The sequence below is a fragment of the Mycolicibacterium cosmeticum genome, from assembly GCF_000613185.1.
In the GTDB taxonomy this organism is placed as follows: domain Bacteria; phylum Actinomycetota; class Actinomycetes; order Mycobacteriales; family Mycobacteriaceae; genus Mycobacterium; species Mycobacterium cosmeticum.
The window spans coordinates 1,412,727-1,430,607 of sequence record NZ_CCBB010000003.1 but is presented as its reverse complement, the minus strand read 5'-3'; the positions used below and the strand labels follow the sequence as shown (position 1 = coordinate 1,430,607).

At 67.1% G+C, this 17,881-nt stretch carries 15 protein-coding genes and 1 pseudogene; 9 read left to right on the top strand and 7 right to left on the bottom strand.

Features of this window, described 5'->3' with window-relative positions:
• Positions 1 to 74 precede the first annotated feature (74 nt).
• The 4 genes from BN977_RS26080 to fabG are packed head-to-tail and all read right to left on the bottom strand — an operon-like array spanning position 75 to position 3,928.
• A complete protein-coding gene (locus BN977_RS26080) occupies positions 75 to 788 on the bottom strand; it encodes a GntR family transcriptional regulator (RefSeq protein WP_051561914.1) in 714 nt (237 codons plus the stop codon).
• Positions 772 to 1,965, bottom strand: coding sequence for an acyl-CoA dehydrogenase family protein (locus BN977_RS26075; protein WP_036402603.1), 1,194 nt, complete (start codon positions 1,963 to 1,965; stop codon positions 772 to 774). The genes BN977_RS26080 and BN977_RS26075 overlap by 17 nt, the downstream gene beginning before the upstream one ends.
• Complete coding sequence (locus BN977_RS26070) at positions 1,962 to 3,188, bottom strand: acetyl-CoA C-acetyltransferase (RefSeq protein ID WP_036402601.1); 1,227 nt, start codon at positions 3,186 to 3,188, stop codon at positions 1,962 to 1,964. Before BN977_RS26070 ends, BN977_RS26075 begins: the two co-directional genes overlap by 4 nt.
• On the bottom strand, positions 3,188 to 3,928 hold the full coding sequence (fabG, locus tag BN977_RS26065) for a 3-oxoacyl-ACP reductase FabG (protein ID WP_036404466.1): 741 nt from the start codon (positions 3,926 to 3,928) through the stop codon (positions 3,188 to 3,190). The genes BN977_RS26070 and fabG overlap by 1 nt, the downstream gene beginning before the upstream one ends.
• Positions 3,929 to 4,030: 102 nt before the next feature.
• Here fabG and BN977_RS26060 point away from each other — a divergent pair, with 102 nt between their 5' ends.
• Positions 4,031 to 5,206, top strand: coding sequence for an acyl-CoA dehydrogenase family protein (locus BN977_RS26060; RefSeq protein ID WP_024451139.1), 1,176 nt, complete (start codon positions 4,031 to 4,033; stop codon positions 5,204 to 5,206).
• On the opposite strand, the gene BN977_RS26055 is transcribed toward BN977_RS26060, so the two are convergent.
• Positions 5,194 to 5,649, bottom strand: a complete 456-nt coding sequence (locus BN977_RS26055; protein ID WP_024451140.1) for a MaoC family dehydratase — start codon at positions 5,647 to 5,649, stop codon at positions 5,194 to 5,196. The two genes, BN977_RS26060 and BN977_RS26055, sit on opposite strands and share 13 nt — an antisense overlap.
• Positions 5,650 to 6,059: 410 nt before the next feature.
• Between BN977_RS26055 and BN977_RS26050 the strand changes: the two genes are divergently transcribed.
• From BN977_RS26050 to BN977_RS26040, 3 genes are read left to right on the top strand one after another with little or no spacing between them, the layout of a single operon-like run.
• Positions 6,060 to 6,806: a hypothetical protein gene (locus BN977_RS26050; protein WP_024451141.1), complete on the top strand. Its 747-nt coding sequence runs from the start codon at positions 6,060 to 6,062 to the stop codon at positions 6,804 to 6,806.
• Positions 6,803 to 8,926, top strand: a complete 2,124-nt coding sequence (locus tag BN977_RS26045; RefSeq protein ID WP_036402599.1) for an Rv1355c family protein — start codon at positions 6,803 to 6,805, stop codon at positions 8,924 to 8,926. Before BN977_RS26050 ends, BN977_RS26045 begins: the two co-directional genes overlap by 4 nt.
• A 26-nt stretch (positions 8,927 to 8,952) precedes the next feature.
• Complete coding sequence (locus BN977_RS26040; protein WP_036402597.1) at positions 8,953 to 10,797, top strand: bifunctional diguanylate cyclase/phosphodiesterase; 1,845 nt, start codon at positions 8,953 to 8,955, stop codon at positions 10,795 to 10,797.
• Here BN977_RS26040 and BN977_RS26035 read toward each other — a convergent pair.
• Positions 10,794 to 11,540, bottom strand: coding sequence for an FAD-dependent oxidoreductase (locus BN977_RS26035; RefSeq protein ID WP_051561912.1), 747 nt, complete (start codon positions 11,538 to 11,540; stop codon positions 10,794 to 10,796). The genes BN977_RS26040 and BN977_RS26035 overlap by 4 nt on opposite strands.
• A gap of 359 nt (positions 11,541 to 11,899) precedes the next feature.
• Between BN977_RS26035 and BN977_RS26030 the strand changes: the two are divergent.
• The 5 genes and pseudogenes from BN977_RS26030 to BN977_RS26010 all read left to right on the top strand — a co-directional run.
• A pseudogene (locus BN977_RS26030) lies at positions 11,900 to 12,142 on the top strand (acyl-CoA dehydrogenase family protein); the annotation flags it as partial.
• A gap of 161 nt (positions 12,143 to 12,303) precedes the next feature.
• Positions 12,304 to 13,416 carry a tyrosine-type recombinase/integrase gene (locus BN977_RS26025; RefSeq protein WP_024451146.1) on the top strand — a complete coding sequence of 371 codons (1,113 nt, stop codon included), beginning with the start codon at positions 12,304 to 12,306 and terminating at the stop codon, positions 13,414 to 13,416.
• Positions 13,413 to 13,742: a helix-turn-helix domain-containing protein gene (locus tag BN977_RS26020; RefSeq protein ID WP_024451147.1), complete on the top strand. Its 330-nt coding sequence runs from the start codon at positions 13,413 to 13,415 to the stop codon at positions 13,740 to 13,742. Before BN977_RS26025 ends, BN977_RS26020 begins: the two co-directional genes overlap by 4 nt.
• Positions 13,739 to 15,982 carry a hypothetical protein gene (locus BN977_RS32070; protein ID WP_046872855.1) on the top strand — a complete coding sequence of 748 codons (2,244 nt, stop codon included), beginning with the start codon at positions 13,739 to 13,741 and terminating at the stop codon, positions 15,980 to 15,982. The genes BN977_RS26020 and BN977_RS32070 overlap by 4 nt, the downstream gene beginning before the upstream one ends.
• 65 nt (positions 15,983 to 16,047) lie before the next feature.
• Positions 16,048 to 16,401 carry a DUF1232 domain-containing protein gene (locus BN977_RS26010; RefSeq protein ID WP_081664299.1) on the top strand — a complete coding sequence of 118 codons (354 nt, stop codon included), beginning with the start codon at positions 16,048 to 16,050 and terminating at the stop codon, positions 16,399 to 16,401.
• A gap of 108 nt (positions 16,402 to 16,509) precedes the next feature.
• Here the strand turns inward: BN977_RS26010 and BN977_RS26005 are convergent, their stop codons facing one another.
• Positions 16,510 to 17,877, bottom strand: coding sequence for an MBL fold metallo-hydrolase (locus BN977_RS26005; protein ID WP_024451151.1), 1,368 nt, complete (start codon positions 17,875 to 17,877; stop codon positions 16,510 to 16,512).
• Between the last annotated feature and the right edge of the window lie 4 nt (positions 17,878 to 17,881).

Below are 17,881 nucleotides of genomic sequence, written 5' to 3'. Positions count from 1 at the left end.
CACCCGGGTCGCGTTTGTGCCGTTTCATCCGCGACGCGCCGTTCCACGCGGATCGATCCGCACAAACGGGCGCCTCAGGCCGGTCGGATCACGCCCCGCTCGGTGAGGTGCTCGGTCATCGGCCGGACCCCGATGGTGAAATGTTCGGCCATCGCGGCCCGCACCATGTCCCCGTCACGCCGCTGCAGTGCGTCGATCACCGTGCGATGGTCCCGGATCGACTGGGCCGGCCAGCCCTCCAGGGTGGGGAACACCGACTCCGGCGCGTAGCGGGTGACGACGGACATCACCTGGGTCAGCTTCGGCGAATCGGCGATGACGTTGATCAGCCGGTGGAATTCGTGGTTGAGCCGCACGGTGCGGTCCAGATCGTCGTGGTCGTAAGCCTTTTCGAGCGCGTCCTGGATGGCGGTGAGCTCGGCCAGCTGTTCGTCGGTGATATTGGCGGCCGCCCGCGCCCCCAGCTCGCCACCGATATAGGCCTGCAGGTTGGCGACGTCGGCGATATCGCGGGCGGTGACCTCCAGCACCATGAATCCGCGGCGCGGGTGCTGCACCAGCAGGCCCTCGGCGCGCAGATTCAGCAGTGCCTCGCGCACCGGCGTGACACTGATGCCCAGATCGGCCGCCAGCTGGTCCAACCGCAGGTACATCCCGGCCGGATAGGTGCCGTGGAAGATCCGGCGCCGCACCACCCGCGCGACATCGTCGGACAGCTGCGGGCGATCGGCCAGTTCGTGCTCCCCCCGACGTTTCGCTCGCCCGCCGGAATCAGACGCGATACTCATCGAGCAGGTTCTTACTGATGATCGTCTTCTGGATTTCGCTGGTGCCCTCACCGATCAACAGGAACGGTGCGTCGCGCATCAGCCGCTCGATCTCGTACTCCTTCGAGTAGCCGTAGCCCCCGTGGATCCGGAAGCTCTGCTGGGTGACCTCCGAACAGAATTCGCTGGCAAGGTACTTCGCCATCCCCGCGGCCATGTCGTTGCGCTCACCGGAATCCTTGAGCCGTGCGGCGTTGACCATCATCAGATGCGCGGCCTCGACCTTGGTGGCCATCTCCGCGAGTTGGAAGGCGATCGCCTGGTGCTCGGCGATCGGCTTCCCGAACGTGGCTCGCTGCTGGGCGTAACGCGCGGCCAGCTCGAAAGCTCGGATACCCACGCCACACGCGCGTGCCGAGACGTTCACCCGGCCCACCTCGATACCGTCCATCATCTGGAAGAAGCCCTGTCCCGGGGCGTTCCCGAGAACGTCGTCGGCAGAGGCGGCATACCCGTCGAAGATCAACTCGGTGGTGTCGATGCCCTTGTAGCCCATCTTGTCGATCTTGCCCGGGATGGTCAGGCCCGGCTTGACCTCACCGAAACCGGCGGGCTTCTCGATCAGGAAGGCCGTCAGGTTGCGGTGCCGTTTGGCCGCTCCCTCATCGGTTTTCACCAGTGCGGCCACCAAGGTCGAGCTGCCGCCGTTCGTCAGCCACATCTTCTGCCCGCTGATCGTGTAGTTGCCGTCGGCATCGCGGGCCGCCTTGGTACGGATGGCGGCGACGTCGGAACCGAGTTCGGGTTCGGACATCGAGAACGCGCCGCGCACCTCACCGGTGGCCATCCGAGGCAGGTAACGCTGCTTCTGTTCGTCGGTACCGTGTTGGCGCAGCATGTAGGCGACGATGAAGTGGGTGTTGATCACGCCCGAAACGCTCATCCAGCCGCGCGCCAGTTCCTCCACGCACAGCGCGTAGGTCAGCAGCGACTCCCCCAGCCCGCCGTACTGCTCGGGAATCATCAGCCCGAACAGGCCCATCTCGCGCATGCCGTCGACGATGGCCTGTGGGTAGGTGTCCGAGTGTTCCAGTTCCTGTGCGTTCGGGATGACCTCCCGGTCCACGAATTGCCGTACGGTCGCGACGATCTCGGCCTGCACCTCGGTCAGGCCGAGGGTCTGCGCCAACCGGGTCATGCGGCGATCCGTTCGAACACGGCGGCCAGTCCTTGACCGCCGCCGATGCACATGGTTTCCAGCCCGTACCGGGCGCCGCGGGCGTCGAGTTCGCGGGCCAGCGTGGCCAGCATCCGACCACCGGTGGCGCCGACCGGGTGCCCCAGCGAGATCCCGGAGCCGCGGACGTTGGTGCGCTCCATGTCCGCCTCGGTGAACTTCCATTCCCGCAGCACCGCCAGTGCCTGCGCGGCGAACGCCTCGTTGAGTTCGATGAGGTCGATCTGGGCCAGCGTCAGGCCGGCGTTGCGCAACGCCACCTCGGTGGCCGGCACGGGGCCGATGCCCATGACGTTGGGCGCCACCCCGGCCAGCCCCCACGACACCAGGCGGACAAGGGGCCGCAAGCCCAGTTCTTCGGCGCGCGCGGCCGTGGTGACGATGCACATCGACGCCGCGTCGTTCTGGCCGCTGGAGTTTCCCGCGGTGACGGTCGCCTCCGGGTCTTGTTTTCCCAGAATCGGTTTCAACATGCTCAAGGCCTCCACCGAGGTGTCGGCGCGGGGGTGCTCGTCGGTGTCGATGGACTGCTCGCCGGATTTCGATGACACCGTGATGGCGACGATCTCGTCGGCCAGCACCCCGTCCCGTTGGGCGGCAACGGCTTTCCGGTGTGAGCGCACGGCCAGCTCGTCCTGCTCGGCGCGGGAGATGCCGTACTGCCGCCGAAGGTTCTCCGCGGTCTCCAGCATGCCGCCCGGCACCGGGTAGTTCTTGCCGCCGGCCGTGGTGCGACCGCGGGCCAGCCCGTCGTGCACCCGGATGCCGGTGCGGGAGCCACCCCAGCGCATATCGGTGCTGTGGAACGCGACATTGCTCATCGACTCGGCACCGCCGGCGACAACCAGGTCATTGGCGCCACTGCCGACCTGCAGGCAGGCCTGGATGACGGCCTGCAGCCCCGATCCGCATCGGCGGTCCACCTGCATCCCGGGCACCGTGATCGGCAGCCCGGCGTCCAGCGCCACCACCCGGCCGATCGCCGGGGCCTCCGGGGACGGATAGCAGTGGCCGAGGATGACGTCGCTCACCGCGCCGGCGGGCAGGCCGGTGCGCTGCAACAGTCCCCGCAGCGCCGCGACACCGAGTTCGACGGCGGTCAACGAGGCGAACATCCCGCCGTAACGACCGATCGGCGTGCGAATCGGCTCGCAGATCACCACGGTGTTCGCCGCCGCGGACATCAGATGTGCCGCCCGCCGGTCACTTCGAGTACGCAGCCGGTCATGTACGAGGACATGTCGGAGGCCAAGAACGCCGCCACCGAGGCGACCTCACTGGGCTCGGCGGCCCGGCCCATCGGGATCTCGGCCAGCTTCTGATCCCAAATCCGTTGCGGCATGGCCTCGGTCATCGCCGAGCGGATCAACCCGGGCTGGATCGCGTTGATCCGCACGCCCAGATGCGCGACCTCCTTGGCCGCGGCCTTGGTCAGGCCGACGATACCGGCCTTGGCGGCCGAGTAGTTCGTCTGCCCGACCAAGCCGACCTTGCCCGAGATCGACGAGATGTTGATGATGGCACCGCTTTTCGCTTCGCGCATGATGTTGGCCGCCAGTCGGGTGCCGTTCCAGCACCCCTTCAGGTGCACGTCGATGACCTGATCGAACTGTTCCTCGGTCATCTTGCGCATGGTGGCGTCACGGGTGATACCGGCGTTGTTGACCATGATGTCCAAACCGCCGAAAGTGTCGACGGCCGCGTCGACGAGGGCCTGCACCGCAGCCGCGTCGGTGACGTCGGCACGCACGGCATGGGCGACCGCGGAGCCGCCGAGTGTGGCCACCGCCGCCTCGGTCGCCTCGGGATTGAGGTCACCCAAGACCACCCGGGCGCCCTCGGCGACGAATCGTTCCGCGATCGCGTATCCGATTCCTTGGGCACCCCCGGTGATCACCGCGGTGCGACCGTCTAGCAGGGCCATCGCCATCCTTCCTCTGAGACCTCGCGGGCTGGAGCCCAACATAAAATATGATATTTCTTGCATCAAGTCTGAATCCCCGGGTAGCAGTCAGGAGTCCGACCCATGACGTCCACGGTCAGCAGTGAAGTCAGCGACAAGGATTTCGCCGACATCCTCGCCGCCACCCGCCAGTTCATCCGCACCCAGGTCGTGCCGCGCGAATTGGAGATCATGGCCACCGACAAGGTGCCCGACGACATCCGCGACCAGGCCAGGCACCTCGGGTTGTTCGGTTACGCCATCCCCCAGCAGTGGGGCGGCCTGGGGCTCGACCTGACCCAGGACGTCGAACTGGCGATGGAATTCGGCTACACCAGCCTGGCGCTGCGGTCGATGTTCGGCACCAACAACGGCATCGCGGGTCAGGTTCTGGTCGGCTTCGGCACCGATGAGCAGAAGGCCCGCTGGCTGGCGGGCATCGCCTCCGGCGAGGTGGTGGCGTCGTTCGCGCTCACCGAACCGGGCGCCGGCTCGAATCCGGCCGGCCTGCGGGCGAAGGCGGTGCGCGACGGTGGGCAGTGGGTGATCAGCGGCCAGAAGCGGTTCATCACCAATGCGCCGACGGCGAATCTGTTCGTGGTGTTCGCCCGCACCCGACCGGCCGATGCCGACGGCGCGGGGATCGCCGTGTTCCTGGTGCCCGCCGATGCGCCCGGCGTGGTGGTCGGCAGCAAGGACGCGAAGATGGGCCAGGAGGGCGCCTGGACCGCCGACGTCAGCTTCGACGAGGTCCGCGTCGGCGATGACGCCTTGGTCGGCGGCAGTGTGGACATCGGCTATCGGGCGGCCATGACGTCATTGGCCCGCGGCCGGATCCACATCGCCGCGGTGGCGGTGGGCGCCGCCCAGAGGGCACTGGATGAGTCGGTGGCGTACGCCGCCACCGCGACCCAGGGCGGCACGCCGATCGGCAGCTTCCAGCTGGTGCAGGCGATGCTCGCCGACCAGCAGACCGGCGTGATGGCCGGCCGGGCGCTGGTCCGGGAGGCGGCCAGGCTGTGGGTGTCGGGTGAGGACCGCCGCGTCGCGCCGTCGACGGCGAAGCTGTACTGCACCGAGATGGTGGGCAAGGTCGCCGATCTGGCGGTCCAAATCCACGGGGGCAGTGGGTATATGCGCGAGGTGGCGGTGGAACGCATCTACCGCGAGGTGCGTTTGTTGCGCCTGTACGAGGGCACCAGCGAGATCCAGCGGCTCATCATCGGCGGCGCCCTCGTCAAGGCGGCTCAGGCGATGTAGCGGACGATCGACTCGGCCACGGCGGCGGGTTTGTCCGAGCCCTCGATCTCGACGGTGATGGTGACGGTGGCCTGGGCGGTGCCCGCGGCGGGTACGGCCACATCGGTGAGCACACCACGCGCCCGGATCTTCGCGCCGACCTTGACCGGGCTGACGAAGCGCACCTTGTTGTAGCCGTAGTTCACCGCGAGCTTGATGCCCTCCACGCGGTAGAGCTGGTGGGAGAAGTGCGGCAGCAGCGACAGCGTCAGCAGGCCGTGCGCGATGGGTCCACCGAAGGGTCCGCCGGCGGCCCGCTCGGGGTCGACGTGGATCCACTGATGGTCTTCGGTGGCGTCGGCGAACAGGTTCACCCGGTCCTGGGTGATCTCCAGCCATTCGGTGGGCCCGAGTTCGGCACCGGCTCCGGCAATGAGTTCGTCAAGGTCGGCGAAGACTTTCACAATTTCTCCTCTCGAGATAGTGCTTCATACATAGCCTGCTGAGGGTGCCGACCTTTCACCGGGCCCCCTCCTCAGTTCGCGCGGACCGCGGGGTGCGTGTCGGGTCGCGGGTCCCGGAAGGGTCTGCGGCCCCGGTCAGCAGTATTGACCAGACAATTATTGACACAGCCATCATTTTTTGCCGTAACCTGGACTCCGCGGATGTTAATTGACGCCCAAACAATAGAAGCCCCACGTGCGCACATTGCTGGTCAAACACGGATTCGTACGCAGCAAATAGTTGGCATTTCCAGTCAGAAGATTCCGCTGGAATTACCCCTGATTATGACGATACTTATTTGACCTATTTGAATAAGCATGAAAATGCACGTCATCGCGGACGCGGTGCCGGCGACTCGATCGGGGTACACATGAGGGCTTCCTTGGCCGAGGCGGCGACACCGGCACTGCCCGCGTCCGGGACCGCGCACTGGTACGACGGTGCCACCGGTTGCACCCTGGTGATGAGCACACCACCGGCCGAGCCGGAGCTGTGGGACGACTTCGTCGACGGTGCGATGGCCAGTTACCGGGGACACGGCGCCGAGCGCGCCATCGACGAGGACGTCCTGCGCGACCCCGCCATGACATCGCTGTTCCTGGCCGCGATCGACCCCGACGGCACCGTGGTGGGCGGCGTACGCGCGCAGGGCCCCTATGTCGACGTCGAGCAGTCGCACGCCATCGTGGAATGGGCGGGTCAACCCGGGCTGTCCGCGGTGCACAAGATGATCGCCGACCGCCTCCCCTTCGGCGTGGTGGAGATCAAGACGGCCTGGGCCGGCAAGCACGACCGCGGCCGCTTCCTGACCGCCGCCCTGGCCCGGATGCCGCTGCATGCGACCGCGATCCTGGGCGCCAAGTTCGCGTTGGCGACCGCCGCCGACCATGTGCTCGACCGCTGGCGGTCCTCCGGCGGTATCGTCGTCTCCCGCATCCCCGCAACGCCGTACCCGGATGCCAGATACCAAACCAAGATGATGTGGTGGGACCGTGCCGAATTCACCCGCTCCGCTGAGCCCCAGCAGATCTCGACGATCCTCGCCGAGTCGCGAAACCTGTTGCCTCTCATGACCGATCTCGACGACGAGGACGCCGCCGCCGGGAGTGACGCGTGACCGATCCCGGCAACGCGATCGTTCTGTCCGATGACCACCCCGACCACGCCGACCTGCTCCGGCAGCTGCGCGCCCGCCCGGATATCGAATTCATCGACCACCGGGAAACCCAGCGCACGGCCCTGCACGCGCTGAACCCGGCACCGACGGACGACATCCTCGGCGAGCCCCCGCGGTGGGTTTACTTCCCGTGGCGGCGCACGGTCGTGGCGATGCTCGGCCCGCTGGGTTTCCGCCGGCTCCGGCTGGACCGGAACCGCAATCTGATCACGCTCGACGAACAACACCGCCTCGGCCAGTTGCGTATCGGTGTGGTGGGCCTCAGCGTCGGTCATGTCATCGCCCATACCCTCGCAGCCCAGGGAGTCTGCGGTGAACTGCGGCTGACCGACTTCGACGATCTGGAACTGAGCAACCTCAACCGGGTGCCCGCGACCGTTTTCGACGAGGGCCAGAACAAGGCGATCGTCGCCGCGCGCCGGATCGCCGAGGTCGACCCCTACCTGACCGTGCACGCCGACACGTCGGGAATCACCGCCGAAACGATCGATCCCTTCCTGGACGGCCTGGACATCCTCATCGAGGTGTGCGACTCACTCGACACCAAGGTGCTTGTCCGCGAAGCCGCGCGGGCCCGCCGCATCCCGGTGCTGATGGCGACCAGCGACCGCGGCCTCGTCGACGTCGAGCGGTTCGACCTGGACCCGACGCGCCCCATCCTGCACGGGTTGCTCGGCAACGTGGAAACCGCCGGGCTGGCCGGCCTCACCAGCGCCGACAAGGTGCCCTATGTGTTGGGCATCCTGGATGCCGGTCAGCTGTCGGGGCGGATGGCGGCATCGTTGTGCGAGGTGGGCCAGACGTTGTCCACCTGGCCACAACTGGCGGGTGAGGTGACCCTCGGCGCCGCGCTGATCGCCGAGGCCGTGCGGCGCATCGGCTCGGGCGAACCCCTGCCGTCGGGCCGGGTCCGCATCGACATCGGCGCGCAGTTGGCACAGTCCACCGATCCTCATGCCGCACAGCCGCTGTCCCCCACACCCCCCGATGACCCCGCGGAGCCGGATGAACCGACATCGGTGCCCGCGGCCATGGCGACCGCCGCGATCCGTGCACCGTCGGGAGGCAACGCTCAACCGTGGCGCATCGATATCGGGCCGGACTCCCTGACGGTGCGCATCGATCCGGAGCGCACCACCATGATGGACGTCGAATTCCGCGGCAGTGCCGTCGCGTTGGGCGCCGCGGTGTTCAATGCGACGGTGGCAGCCGCGGCCCGTGGCCGTGGCACCGAGGTGCACATCGGGTCCGGCGGTGAACGCTCGCCCCTGGAGGCGGTCATCACGCTCGCCGGCAGGGCCGAGCCGGAACTGGCCGAACTGTACGGCCCGATGCTGGAACGCGCCACCAATCGTCATCACGGTTCGGGCCGGGAGATCTCGCCGGAACTGGCAGAGCTGTTGCGCACCACGGCCGCCCGGTTCGGCGCCCGTCTGCATCTGCTCACCGCCGGCCCCGAGATCGAAGCCGGAGCAGCCGTACTCGCGGCCGCGGACCGGATCCGCTATCTCACCCCGAGATTGCACGCGGAGATGTTCTCCGAACTCTGGTGGCCGGGAGATCCCAAACCGGAGTACGGAATCGACGTGCGCGGCCTTGAGCTACCGCCTTCGGACCTCGCCGTGCTCGACGTGTTGCGCCGCCCGGATGTGATGGCGCATCTGGCTCGGTGGAACGCCGGTGGTGCGTTGGGCGACAACACCCGAGACCGCGTCGTGGCGGGTGCGGCGTTGGCGACCATTTCGTTTTCTGGCCACACCCTTGCCGATTACGCACTGGCGGGCCAGGCCATCGAGGCGGTATGGATCACCGCCCAAATGCGCGGTCTGGCCGTGCAGCCCATCTCTCCGGCCTTTCTCTACGCCCACAACGACCGCGAATTGGACGCGTTGTCGCCGGCCTTCACCGATGAACTGCGTTCCCTGCAATACACTTTCCGAAAGCTGATCGGCGCCGGATCGCAGGAAGCGCAGGCCTTGGTGTTTCGACTCACCGAAGCCCCGCCTCCATCGGTACGGAGCCGCCGTCAGCATCCATTCCGCCAGACCGCGTCGCCGTGACGGCGACGCCCGCACAAGAGGTAGAGGTGCCGCGACCCAGTCTGGAGTTACTCGTCACAGCGGTCGCGACTCGGCTGATCGCCGTCGACTCGGCGACCGCCATCCCGATGAGCAGGCAGGTTCTTGCCCAACTGGTCGAGTATTTCGACGTCGACTTCAGCTTCCTGCGACACAACGACCACGCCATCCATGCCACCCGGCTGGTCGCCGAGTGGCCGCCCAGACCCGAAGGCGAGGGGCCCGATCCGCTCGCGCTGATCTACTTCGCCGACGCCGACCCGGTGTTCAAACTCGCCGAATCCCTCAAAAAACCCGCGGTATTCGACCCCAACAAGACCCTGGACTACCAGCGCACCATCGAGTCGGGCCGGCACATCCCCACCACCTCGATGGCCTGTGTGCCGTTGTTGTCCGGCGAAGTGACCACCGGGGTGCTGGGTTTCGTCAAGGTCGGCGTCCGGGAGTGGAGCGACGAGGAACTCAACGCCCTGATGGCCATCGCCTCGCTGTTCGCCCAGGTGCAGGCCAGGACCGAGGCCGAGGACAGACTGCGGTTCCTGGCCGAGCACGACGATCTGACCGGACTGCACAACCGCCGTGCCCTGACCGCACATCTGGACGAGCGACTGCGGACCGGCAGGCCGGGTCCGGTGGTGGCGCTGTTCTTCGATCTCGACAGGCTCAAAGCGATCAACGACTACCTGGGGCACATCGCGGGCGACCGGTTCATCAGGGCGCTGGCCGAGCGGTTGGCCGCAGCGGTCGGCCCCGCCATGATCGCGCGCCTCGGCGGTGACGAATTCGTGGTGGTACCGGACGCCGTGATGACCGCCGCGGAGGCGGAAGACCTGGCCTACCGGTTGCAGGCCGTGTTGCGCGAACGCGTACCCATCGACGGCGAAATGCTCACGCGCACCGTGAGCATCGGTGTTGCGCTCGGTGTCCCCGGCCGCGACACCACGTCGGACCTGCTGCGGCGAGCCGATCAGGCCGTGCTGACCGCGAAGAGCACCGGCGGCAACCAGGTGGCGGTGTTCTCCCACACGATGGAGCTGGAGACCGAATTCCGTAACGACATCGAGCTGCATCTGCAGAACGTGGTGGAGACCGGTGCGCTGTTCCTGCGCTATCTACCCGAGATCGATATGCGCACCGGACGGATCCTCGGCGCCGAGGCGCTGGTGCGGTGGCAGCATCCGACGCGTGGTTTGCTGTCCCCCGACTCGTTCATCGGGGTGGCCGAGTCCATCAACCTCGCCGGCGAACTAGGCCGTTGGGTGATGCGGACCGCGTGCGCCGATTTCGCGCGGTGGCAGGCCAACGGGTTGGGTCAGGACACGGTGCTGCGGATCAACGTGTCCCCGGTCCAGCTCGTCGGTGACGGCTTCGTGGAATCGGTGGCCGGCATCCTGCACGAGTTCGGGTTGGAGCGCAGCTCGGTGTGCCTGGAGATCACCGAGAGCATCGTGGTGCAGGACATCGAGACCGCCCGCATCACCCTGGCCGGACTGCGCGACGTGGGTGTGCAGGTGGCCATCGACGACTTCGGCACCGGCTACAGCGTGTTGTCGCTGCTCAAATCCCTGCCGGTGGACGCGATCAAGATCGACAAGAGTTTCGTTCAGGATCTCGGCGCCAGCCCCGGTGATCTGGCCATCGTCCGCGCGATCATCGCACTCGCCGAAGCCTTCGGTTTGGAGTTGATCGCCGAAGGGGTGGAGACCGATTCGGCCGCGGTGACACTGCTGCGGCACGGCTGCCATCGCGCGCAAGGATTTCTGCTGTCCCGCCCGATCTCCAGCGACGCGATGGAGTCGTTACTGCGCCAACGCAGTGTTCCGGTGGATTTCTCGACGGGCTTGCGGCCTTAGCCGGGCGTGTCCTCGGTGTGCACCAGTTCCAGCCGCACGAAGCGACTCCCGGCCAGGCCGACGAGCGCGAACTCGGTCTCGGCCGATGCCCGCACCGCGGGCAGGGCCGGGACGCGGGCCGGTGCCAACGCCAGCCCGTGCCGGGCGTGCACCGCGTACTCACCGTCGGGGGTGTCGAACACCGCGCCCACCGCCAGTCCGTCCTCGAACACCAGCCTCCGCAGCGCCGCGTCGCCGAGCACGGCGATGTCCCGCTCCCGCACCGCATCGGCGAGCCAGTCCGAGACCGCACGACCGTCCGCCCCGCCGAGCGTGGCCACGCCGACCGAACGTCCGTCCCGTGTGCGCCGGGTCGCCGGCCAGTGATCGACGGTGGTGAGCACGGCACCGTAAGGTGACGCGAGGCAGGTCGCGGCCCATACCGGCAACTGCGCCCCGTCGAACGTCTGCACCACGGCCTTACCGGAGCGTGGGCGGGGTGTGGTGTGCACGGCCCGGACGGTCAGGTCGGCCGAGGCGGGCTCGGCCGGCACGGTCACGCCCGCCGTCAGCTCGGACAGGTACTCCTCGGTGAGTGGGTCGTCGGCGACCGGGAGCCATCCTCGTCCTGCCGGCGGCGCGGCCGGGCCGGACGGCGGGGTGGCGATCAGGACGTCAAGCCCCGCGTCCGCAGCCACGGCCGCGTAGGCCTGGCCACCCGGGCCCGCGCCGACGGCCAGCACCGCAACTTCGTCGTCCCACATTTCTCGTTAGCGTCCTCACAGTTGCTCAATTTCGATCGCCGCGTACGCAATTGGCTTTGAGCAACAGTGGCGATGAGGTCGGATGGCCCCGAGCATCGCGGCCGTCCCCGTAATCAACACATGTGAAAGTACCCGATCGGGGCCGCGCCATGGTGCGCCGACCCTTTTTCACATAACGGAGCCGCGGTCCACGCAAGGGATCGAGGGGGTTTGCCAGCGTGGACCGCGGCAACGTCATGAAGATAGCACCACACGATCCGGAAAGCCCGGGTGAAACCTCGTTTCGAACCCATCGGCCCGACCGCGCCGAGGCGGCAGTTATATTACGTAGTTAGATAGCCGACGGAGAGGCGGACAGGATGGATCTGAGTTGGTCGGCGGCGGATTCCGCCTTCCGCGACGAGGTGCGCGAGTTTCTCGCCGCCGAGCTCACCCCCGAACTACAGCGCGCGGGTCGGCTGATGACCAGTGTGTACAGCGACCACGAGGCCAGCATGCAATGGCAGCGGATCTTGCACGGCCGGGGCTGGGCCGCGCCCGCATGGCCGGTGCAATACGGCGGATGCGATTGGAGCCTCACCCAGCACTACATCTTCAGCAGAGCCTGAGCGGAATTGCATCTGTTGCAACACAGTACGTGAACCGAATCTTGCGTAAAGCCTGACAATGAGCGTACCGCTGACCACGGATGGCGTGGTCTCGTCCCACTCCACCAGCGCACTTGGGCCTGGCGCAACAATGTTGCGTTTGATACAACTATCGGGTGAGTTCCGAATTGCCCGGGTCGGCGGGGCTGTCCTTGGTGGCGAGAGTCTCACCGCTGGATCCGGAAGCGGCCGTGTTTCGGGCGATGTTGGCGGGCTGGGCCGATCAGCAGCGGGCGCGGGTGTGCAAGGCGCCGACGATTCTGGCGCGAGCCAGTGTGGTGCGACGTTTCGGTGACTTCACCGGAACCTATCCGTGGCAGTGGGCCGCTGATGACGCGGACGCGTTCTTCACTCATCTGCTGTCCGGAGACTCGCCGAAGGCGGATTCGACGATTCGCGGCTACCAGAACGCCTTGCGATTGTTCTGCGGGTTCATCACCGACGGGCGGTACGGCTGGGCCACCCTGTGCCTGGAGCGCTTCGGCGCGGTGCCGGCGCAAATCCTGCACGAGTGGAACACCGTCACCCATGTCACGGAGTTCGAGGGCAAGCCGGGCCGGCGTCCGTTGAGCTACGACGAAGTGCAGCAGCTGTTCGACGCCGCCGACGGATTGGTCGATCAGGCTCGGCGGCAGCATCGCAAGGGCGCTCTGTCGGCGTTGCGGGACGCCGCCATGCTGAAGACCGTGTACGCCTTCGGCTTACGCCGCCAGGAGGTCGTGGGATTGGATGTGACCGATCTGCGTTCGAATCCCAAGCTGCCCGACTTCGGAAAAATTGGCGGCGTGTTCGTACGCCACGGCAAGGCATCCCGTGGCAACACGCCGAAACGTCGCACCGTGCTCACGGTGCCCGAGATGGACTGGATCATCGAGGTCCTCGAGCACTACCTGGGCGAGGTTCGGCCGTGCTTTCAACCCGCCCGGCATCCGGCGATGTGGATCACCGAACGCGTTGGCCGATTGTCCAAGCGCAGCGCCAACGACGCCTTCACTGCCGCCCGCACCGCCGCTGAACTCCCCCGCGAACTGGACCTGCATTCACTGCGGCACTCGTATGTCACCCATCTCACCGAGTTCGACTATCCCGAGCGCTTCGTGCAGGACCAGGTCGGGCACGCCTACGCCAGCACCACCTCGATCTACAGCCACGTGTCCGACGAGTACCGCAACCGCCTGCTGCGCGACGCCCTGGCCAAACGCGGCCTGACCGTGGAGGACGAGTCGTGATCAAGAAGATGGGCCACCAGTGGCATCTGCGGACGATGATGGCCCAACACGGGCTGTTCCAGACCACCGAGCTGGTCCCGCTGCTGGCCGAACGGGGCATCGCGCTGTCCCGAGAGCAGGTCTTCCGGCTGGTAACCCAGCCGCCGCAGCGGCTGTCCATGGACGTGCTCGCTGCTCTGTGCGACATCCTGGACTGCACGCCCAACGACCTCATCGAAATCGAGACGGTCAACCAATCGGTGACAAGAAAGACCGCCGGTGACGCTGCGCCCCCGGCACCCACCGTGCGGCGCACAACCGTCCGCCGGCCGAAGCACACGACATGAAGGGTTCAGCCGACTTTCGCCCCGAAGCGTGGACACGCGTGATCGAACGGCTGATGCGCGACCTGCCCGACATCACCCGTGCGACGGCCGAACGACTACTGCGCGACGCCGGGATCCACAAGCCCAAGACGCTCAACGCCGTCGACACCTATCTTGCCGCGGCGCCCCACGGCATTCAGGCCCCCGACGCGTCCTGCCCCCGCGCGGTGATGCGCCTCTCCCATCTGCTCGTCGCCGCCGGGCACACCGCAGTTACCCCGCCGGCCTGCACGCAGTGTCATCGCCGTGTGACGTTGAGCGGAACCGGCCCGAGCGGACGCATCTGCGGGCAGTGCGCACGCCGCAACAATCCCTTCACCTGCGTGCGCTGCGGCAGATTGTCCGTGAGTTCACGCACCCATCTTCACGACGGAACCGTGTGTTCGACCTGTTTCAGTCGAGATCCGTTGTCACACAGGCAATGCAGCAAGTGCGGAAGGATCCGGGCTCGCGCCCGCCGCCTGTCCGACGGTGGTGTCCTGTGCCCCGGTTGCGCGCCGCGTCCCACGCACACCTGCATCGGCTGCGGACGGGAGCGACCCGCCCAATGCATCACCGACGACGGTGCGCTGTGCAACGGCTGCTATGCGCGGATCAGGATGTCATGGACCTGTGGGCTCTGTGGTGTCGTACGTCGACGACAAGGTGGCAGCGTGCTCGGCCCGCACCTGTGCGGTGCGTGCCATGGCGTGCGAACCGGAACCTACAGGGGACGACGATCATCGACACCGTCGTCACCTTGCGCCTTCTGTCATCGGGAGCGCGCCGTCGCCAATCACTGGCCCGCCGGCCCGATATGCCCACCCTGCTCGAAGAAGGCGAAGAGTTATCCGCAGCCGTGTGCCGAGTGCCGTGACGTCGCGGTGCTGATCGGCCTCGACGAGAGTGGCGGGCGCATCTGCGGACCGTGCGTCGGGACGACATTGGACTACCGTTGCCGTGAATGCGCGCAGCCCGGAGTCCAGGTCGACGGTCGATGCAGCCGCTGCGTCACCGCCGACCTGCTCGCGGACGCACTGCGCGGTCCCAGCGGGAGTGTCCCAGGCTCATTGCAGCCACTCCTAGAGGCTTTGCGGGCTGCCCCGGACCCTCGCAGTGTCGCCGTCTGGCTGAACGGCAGCACCGCCGCGGACCTCCTTCGCGATCTAGCTTCCACGGGCGAACCCGTCACCCACGCTGCCCTCGACGCCCAGGCGCCTGGCCGTCATGTCAACTACATTCGCGAGATCCTGGTCAGGACCGAGATTCTGCCGCCGCGAAACGACGAGCTCGGCCGACTGGGCCCCTGGCTGGAGCGCCACCTCGCAGACCAACCGCATCACCATGCGCGGGTCGTCCGCAACTACGCGGAGTGGTGCCTCCTGCACCGGATCCGCCGCGCACGCCGGCCACTGACGAAATCCGGAGCCGCGCGGTTTCGCTTCCGGGTATGTGTCGCAATGGAATTCCTCGCCTGGATCGAGGATCGCGGACGCACCATCGACACGGTCGACCAGGGCGACGTGGACCGCTGGCTCGCTCACGGCAACTGGCGACAACGCGAGATCCGGCCCTTCCTGCAGTGGACGGCCCAACGTCGCCTCACGCGCGGCATTTCAGCCTCGGCCATTCGGCCCCGCCCGCCGTCGATCTTCATCGAGGAGTCAGTTAACCTCGAGCAGCTTCAGCGGTGCCTCACTGACGAGGCGATTGACGTCGACCTGCGGGCCGCCGGCGCACTCATACTCCTCTACGGCATCAGCACAACGCGCGTTTTGGCGTTGCGCCACAACCAATTTCGTGTCATAGACGGCGCCACGTATCTCGTTCTGAAGGATCACGAACTATTTCTCCCGACCCGGCTCGCCGAACTGCTCGCTCAGCTGCCGCGTGCGGGCCGGCGTAGCACCCTGCCCGAATCGCTGGCGCCCGATCGACTGCTTTTCCCCGGACGGACTCCGCACCGCTCGGTCGACGCGGGCGGATTCGGTAAGAGACTCAAACGAAGCGGCTTGACGATCCGGGGCGGCAGGAACACCGCCCTCGTCGGACTCGCCGCAGAACTACCTGCCGTTGTCGTGTCCGATCTGCTGGGCATCGACATCGTCACCGCAACGCGGTGGGCGAAATACGCCAAGAGTGACTGGGCCGGTTATCTGGCCGCACGCCACGCCGAGGCCTGGGTAGGTCTCACGAAAACTGCAGCACGGGAACGCCGTTGACGAGCGTCGACGGATGGTCGGTGCTGCTTGGCGGCGCGGCCGGCGTGGGGCTGTTGTGGTTGGGCATGCTGATCGCTCTGCTGGCGATGAAACCGGATGGTGTGGCTGGTCGCGAGGTCTTGCGGCTGCTGCCGGACGTCCTTCGGCTGCTGAGACGGTTGACATTCGATTCGACGCTCCCTCGGGGGGTTCGGTTGCGGCTACTGCTCGGGCTGACGTACTTGGCGGTGCCGTTCGATCTGATTCCGGATTTCGTGCCGGTGCTTGGTGTTGCCGACGATGTGATCGTGGTCGCAGTGGTGTTGCGTTCGGTGGTGCGTCGCGCCGGCCCGGACGCTTTGTCGGCGCATTGGGCCGGATCACCGCAGGGTTTGGCCGCGGTGCACCGTCTGTGCGGCTTGCCGCCGCCGCTCGTATGAGTGGACGCCGTTCCTGCCGACACGGGTCATCGCCCACCGATGGTAATGATTTCGCCGTTGGGTTCCTGAATTCCCCGGCACCGCGGTGGATGGGTTCTGGTAGCGGTGTCAGCGGGTGGCGCCACTTGCACATCGCGTGAGGTCGGCGACTGCGGCGTTGTCGAACTGGTCGTCGACGAGTACGACGGTGCGGTCAGCGGATTCGATGAGCGATGCGGCGATCGAGGCGCGATAGCCGGACCCGCAGTGCACCCAGACCTGTCCGCGGGGCACCTCGTCGAGGCGGGCGATCAGTTCGTGCAGCGGGATGTTGATCGCCTTGGCGACGTGACTGTCGGCGAATTCGCCGGCCTGCCGGACGTCGAGGACGGTGAGGTCGTCGACGCCGTGCACCTCGGCGAGGTCGGCGAAGTCGGCAACACGGTACGAGGACAGCGGGGTCTCCTCGGCGAAGGTCCGGATATCTGCGGTGGCGGATCCGGTGACGTTGTCGACGCCGATGCGGGACAGTTCGCGGCGGGCGTCGAGGATCTGGTCGGTGTCCTCGCCGATGAGGGTCAGCGGGGCGCCCCAGGCGTAGAGCCAGCCCAGGTAGGTAACGAACTGGGTGGACAGTTCGAAGCCCTTCGTGCCGGCGAGGTGCCCGGCGGCGAAGGCGGTGCGGTTGCGCAGATCGACCACCCATTCACCGGCGTCGATGCGGCGGCGCAGCTCTGCGGCGTCGACGGGGTCGGGCAGGGACAGGTCGACCGGGGTGGGGCCGTCGGCGTTGATGACGCCCATGTGCGCGTAGTACGCGGGGTAGGCCGACAGGCCGGCGATCAGTTCGTCGACGTAGGTCTGTTCATCGTTGGTCAGTGCGGGGTTGGTGTCGCGCTGCTCGGCGATCGTCGAGCTGTCGCCGCTGGCGGGGCTGGCTGAGCAGAAGCTGCCGAACCCGTGGGTCGGGTAGACCTGCACGTCGTCGGCGAGTTCGGCGGCGAGGCGGCGCACGGAGTGGAACTGCGCGCGGGTCAGCTCTTCGGTGTGCTCGTCGCCGATCAGGTCGGTGCGTCCGGTGGTGCCGTGCAGCATCGATCCGCCGGAGAACACCCCCACGGGGGTTCCGGACCCGTCCTGCAGGACGTAGCTGACGTGGTGGTGGGTGTGTCCGGGGGTGTGAATCACCTGGAAGCTGAACGGGCCGACGTCGACGACGTCGCCGTCGGCGACGGGGCGTCGGTCGTAGGCCACGTCGTCGTCGGCGGCGACGACGTATTCGGCGCCCACCGTGCGGGCGAGTTCCAGGCCGCCGGTGACGTAGTCGTTGTGGATGTGGGTCTCCAGGACGTGGGTGATGGTCACGTCGTGGTCGGCAGCGAGGGCGGTGACGCGGTCGATGTCGCGCTGGGGGTCGATGACCGCGGCGACTCCGTCCTGGCTGACCAGGTAGCTGCGATCTCCGAGGCCCGAGGTGTCGATGATGGTCACGTCCATGGTG

What these genes read in the sequence shown, in the direction of transcription:
- BN977_RS26080 (WP_051561914.1), bottom strand. Translation starts at nt 788, where the DNA reads ATGAGTATCGCGTCTGATTCCGGCGGGCGAGCGAAACGTCGGGGGGAG.
- BN977_RS26075 (WP_036402603.1), bottom strand. Translation starts at nt 1,965, where the DNA reads ATGACCCGGTTGGCGCAGACCCTCGGCCTGACCGAGGTGCAGGCCGAG.
- BN977_RS26070 (WP_036402601.1), bottom strand. Translation starts at nt 3,188, where the DNA reads ATGTCCGCGGCGGCGAACACCGTGGTGATCTGCGAGCCGATTCGCACG.
- fabG (WP_036404466.1), bottom strand. Translation starts at nt 3,928, where the DNA reads ATGGCCCTGCTAGACGGTCGCACCGCGGTGATCACCGGGGGTGCCCAA.
- BN977_RS26060 (WP_024451139.1), top strand. Translation starts at nt 4,031, where the DNA reads ATGACGTCCACGGTCAGCAGTGAAGTCAGCGACAAGGATTTCGCCGAC.
- BN977_RS26050 (WP_024451141.1), top strand. Translation starts at nt 6,060, where the DNA reads ATGAGGGCTTCCTTGGCCGAGGCGGCGACACCGGCACTGCCCGCGTCC.
- BN977_RS26035 (WP_051561912.1), bottom strand. Translation starts at nt 11,540, where the DNA reads ATGTGGGACGACGAAGTTGCGGTGCTGGCCGTCGGCGCGGGCCCGGGT.
- BN977_RS32070 (WP_046872855.1), top strand. Translation starts at nt 13,739, where the DNA reads ATGAAGGGTTCAGCCGACTTTCGCCCCGAAGCGTGGACACGCGTGATC.
- BN977_RS26010 (WP_081664299.1), top strand. Translation starts at nt 16,048, where the DNA reads ATGCTGATCGCTCTGCTGGCGATGAAACCGGATGGTGTGGCTGGTCGC.
- BN977_RS26005 (WP_024451151.1), bottom strand. Translation starts at nt 17,877, where the DNA reads ATGGACGTGACCATCATCGACACCTCGGGCCTCGGAGATCGCAGCTAC.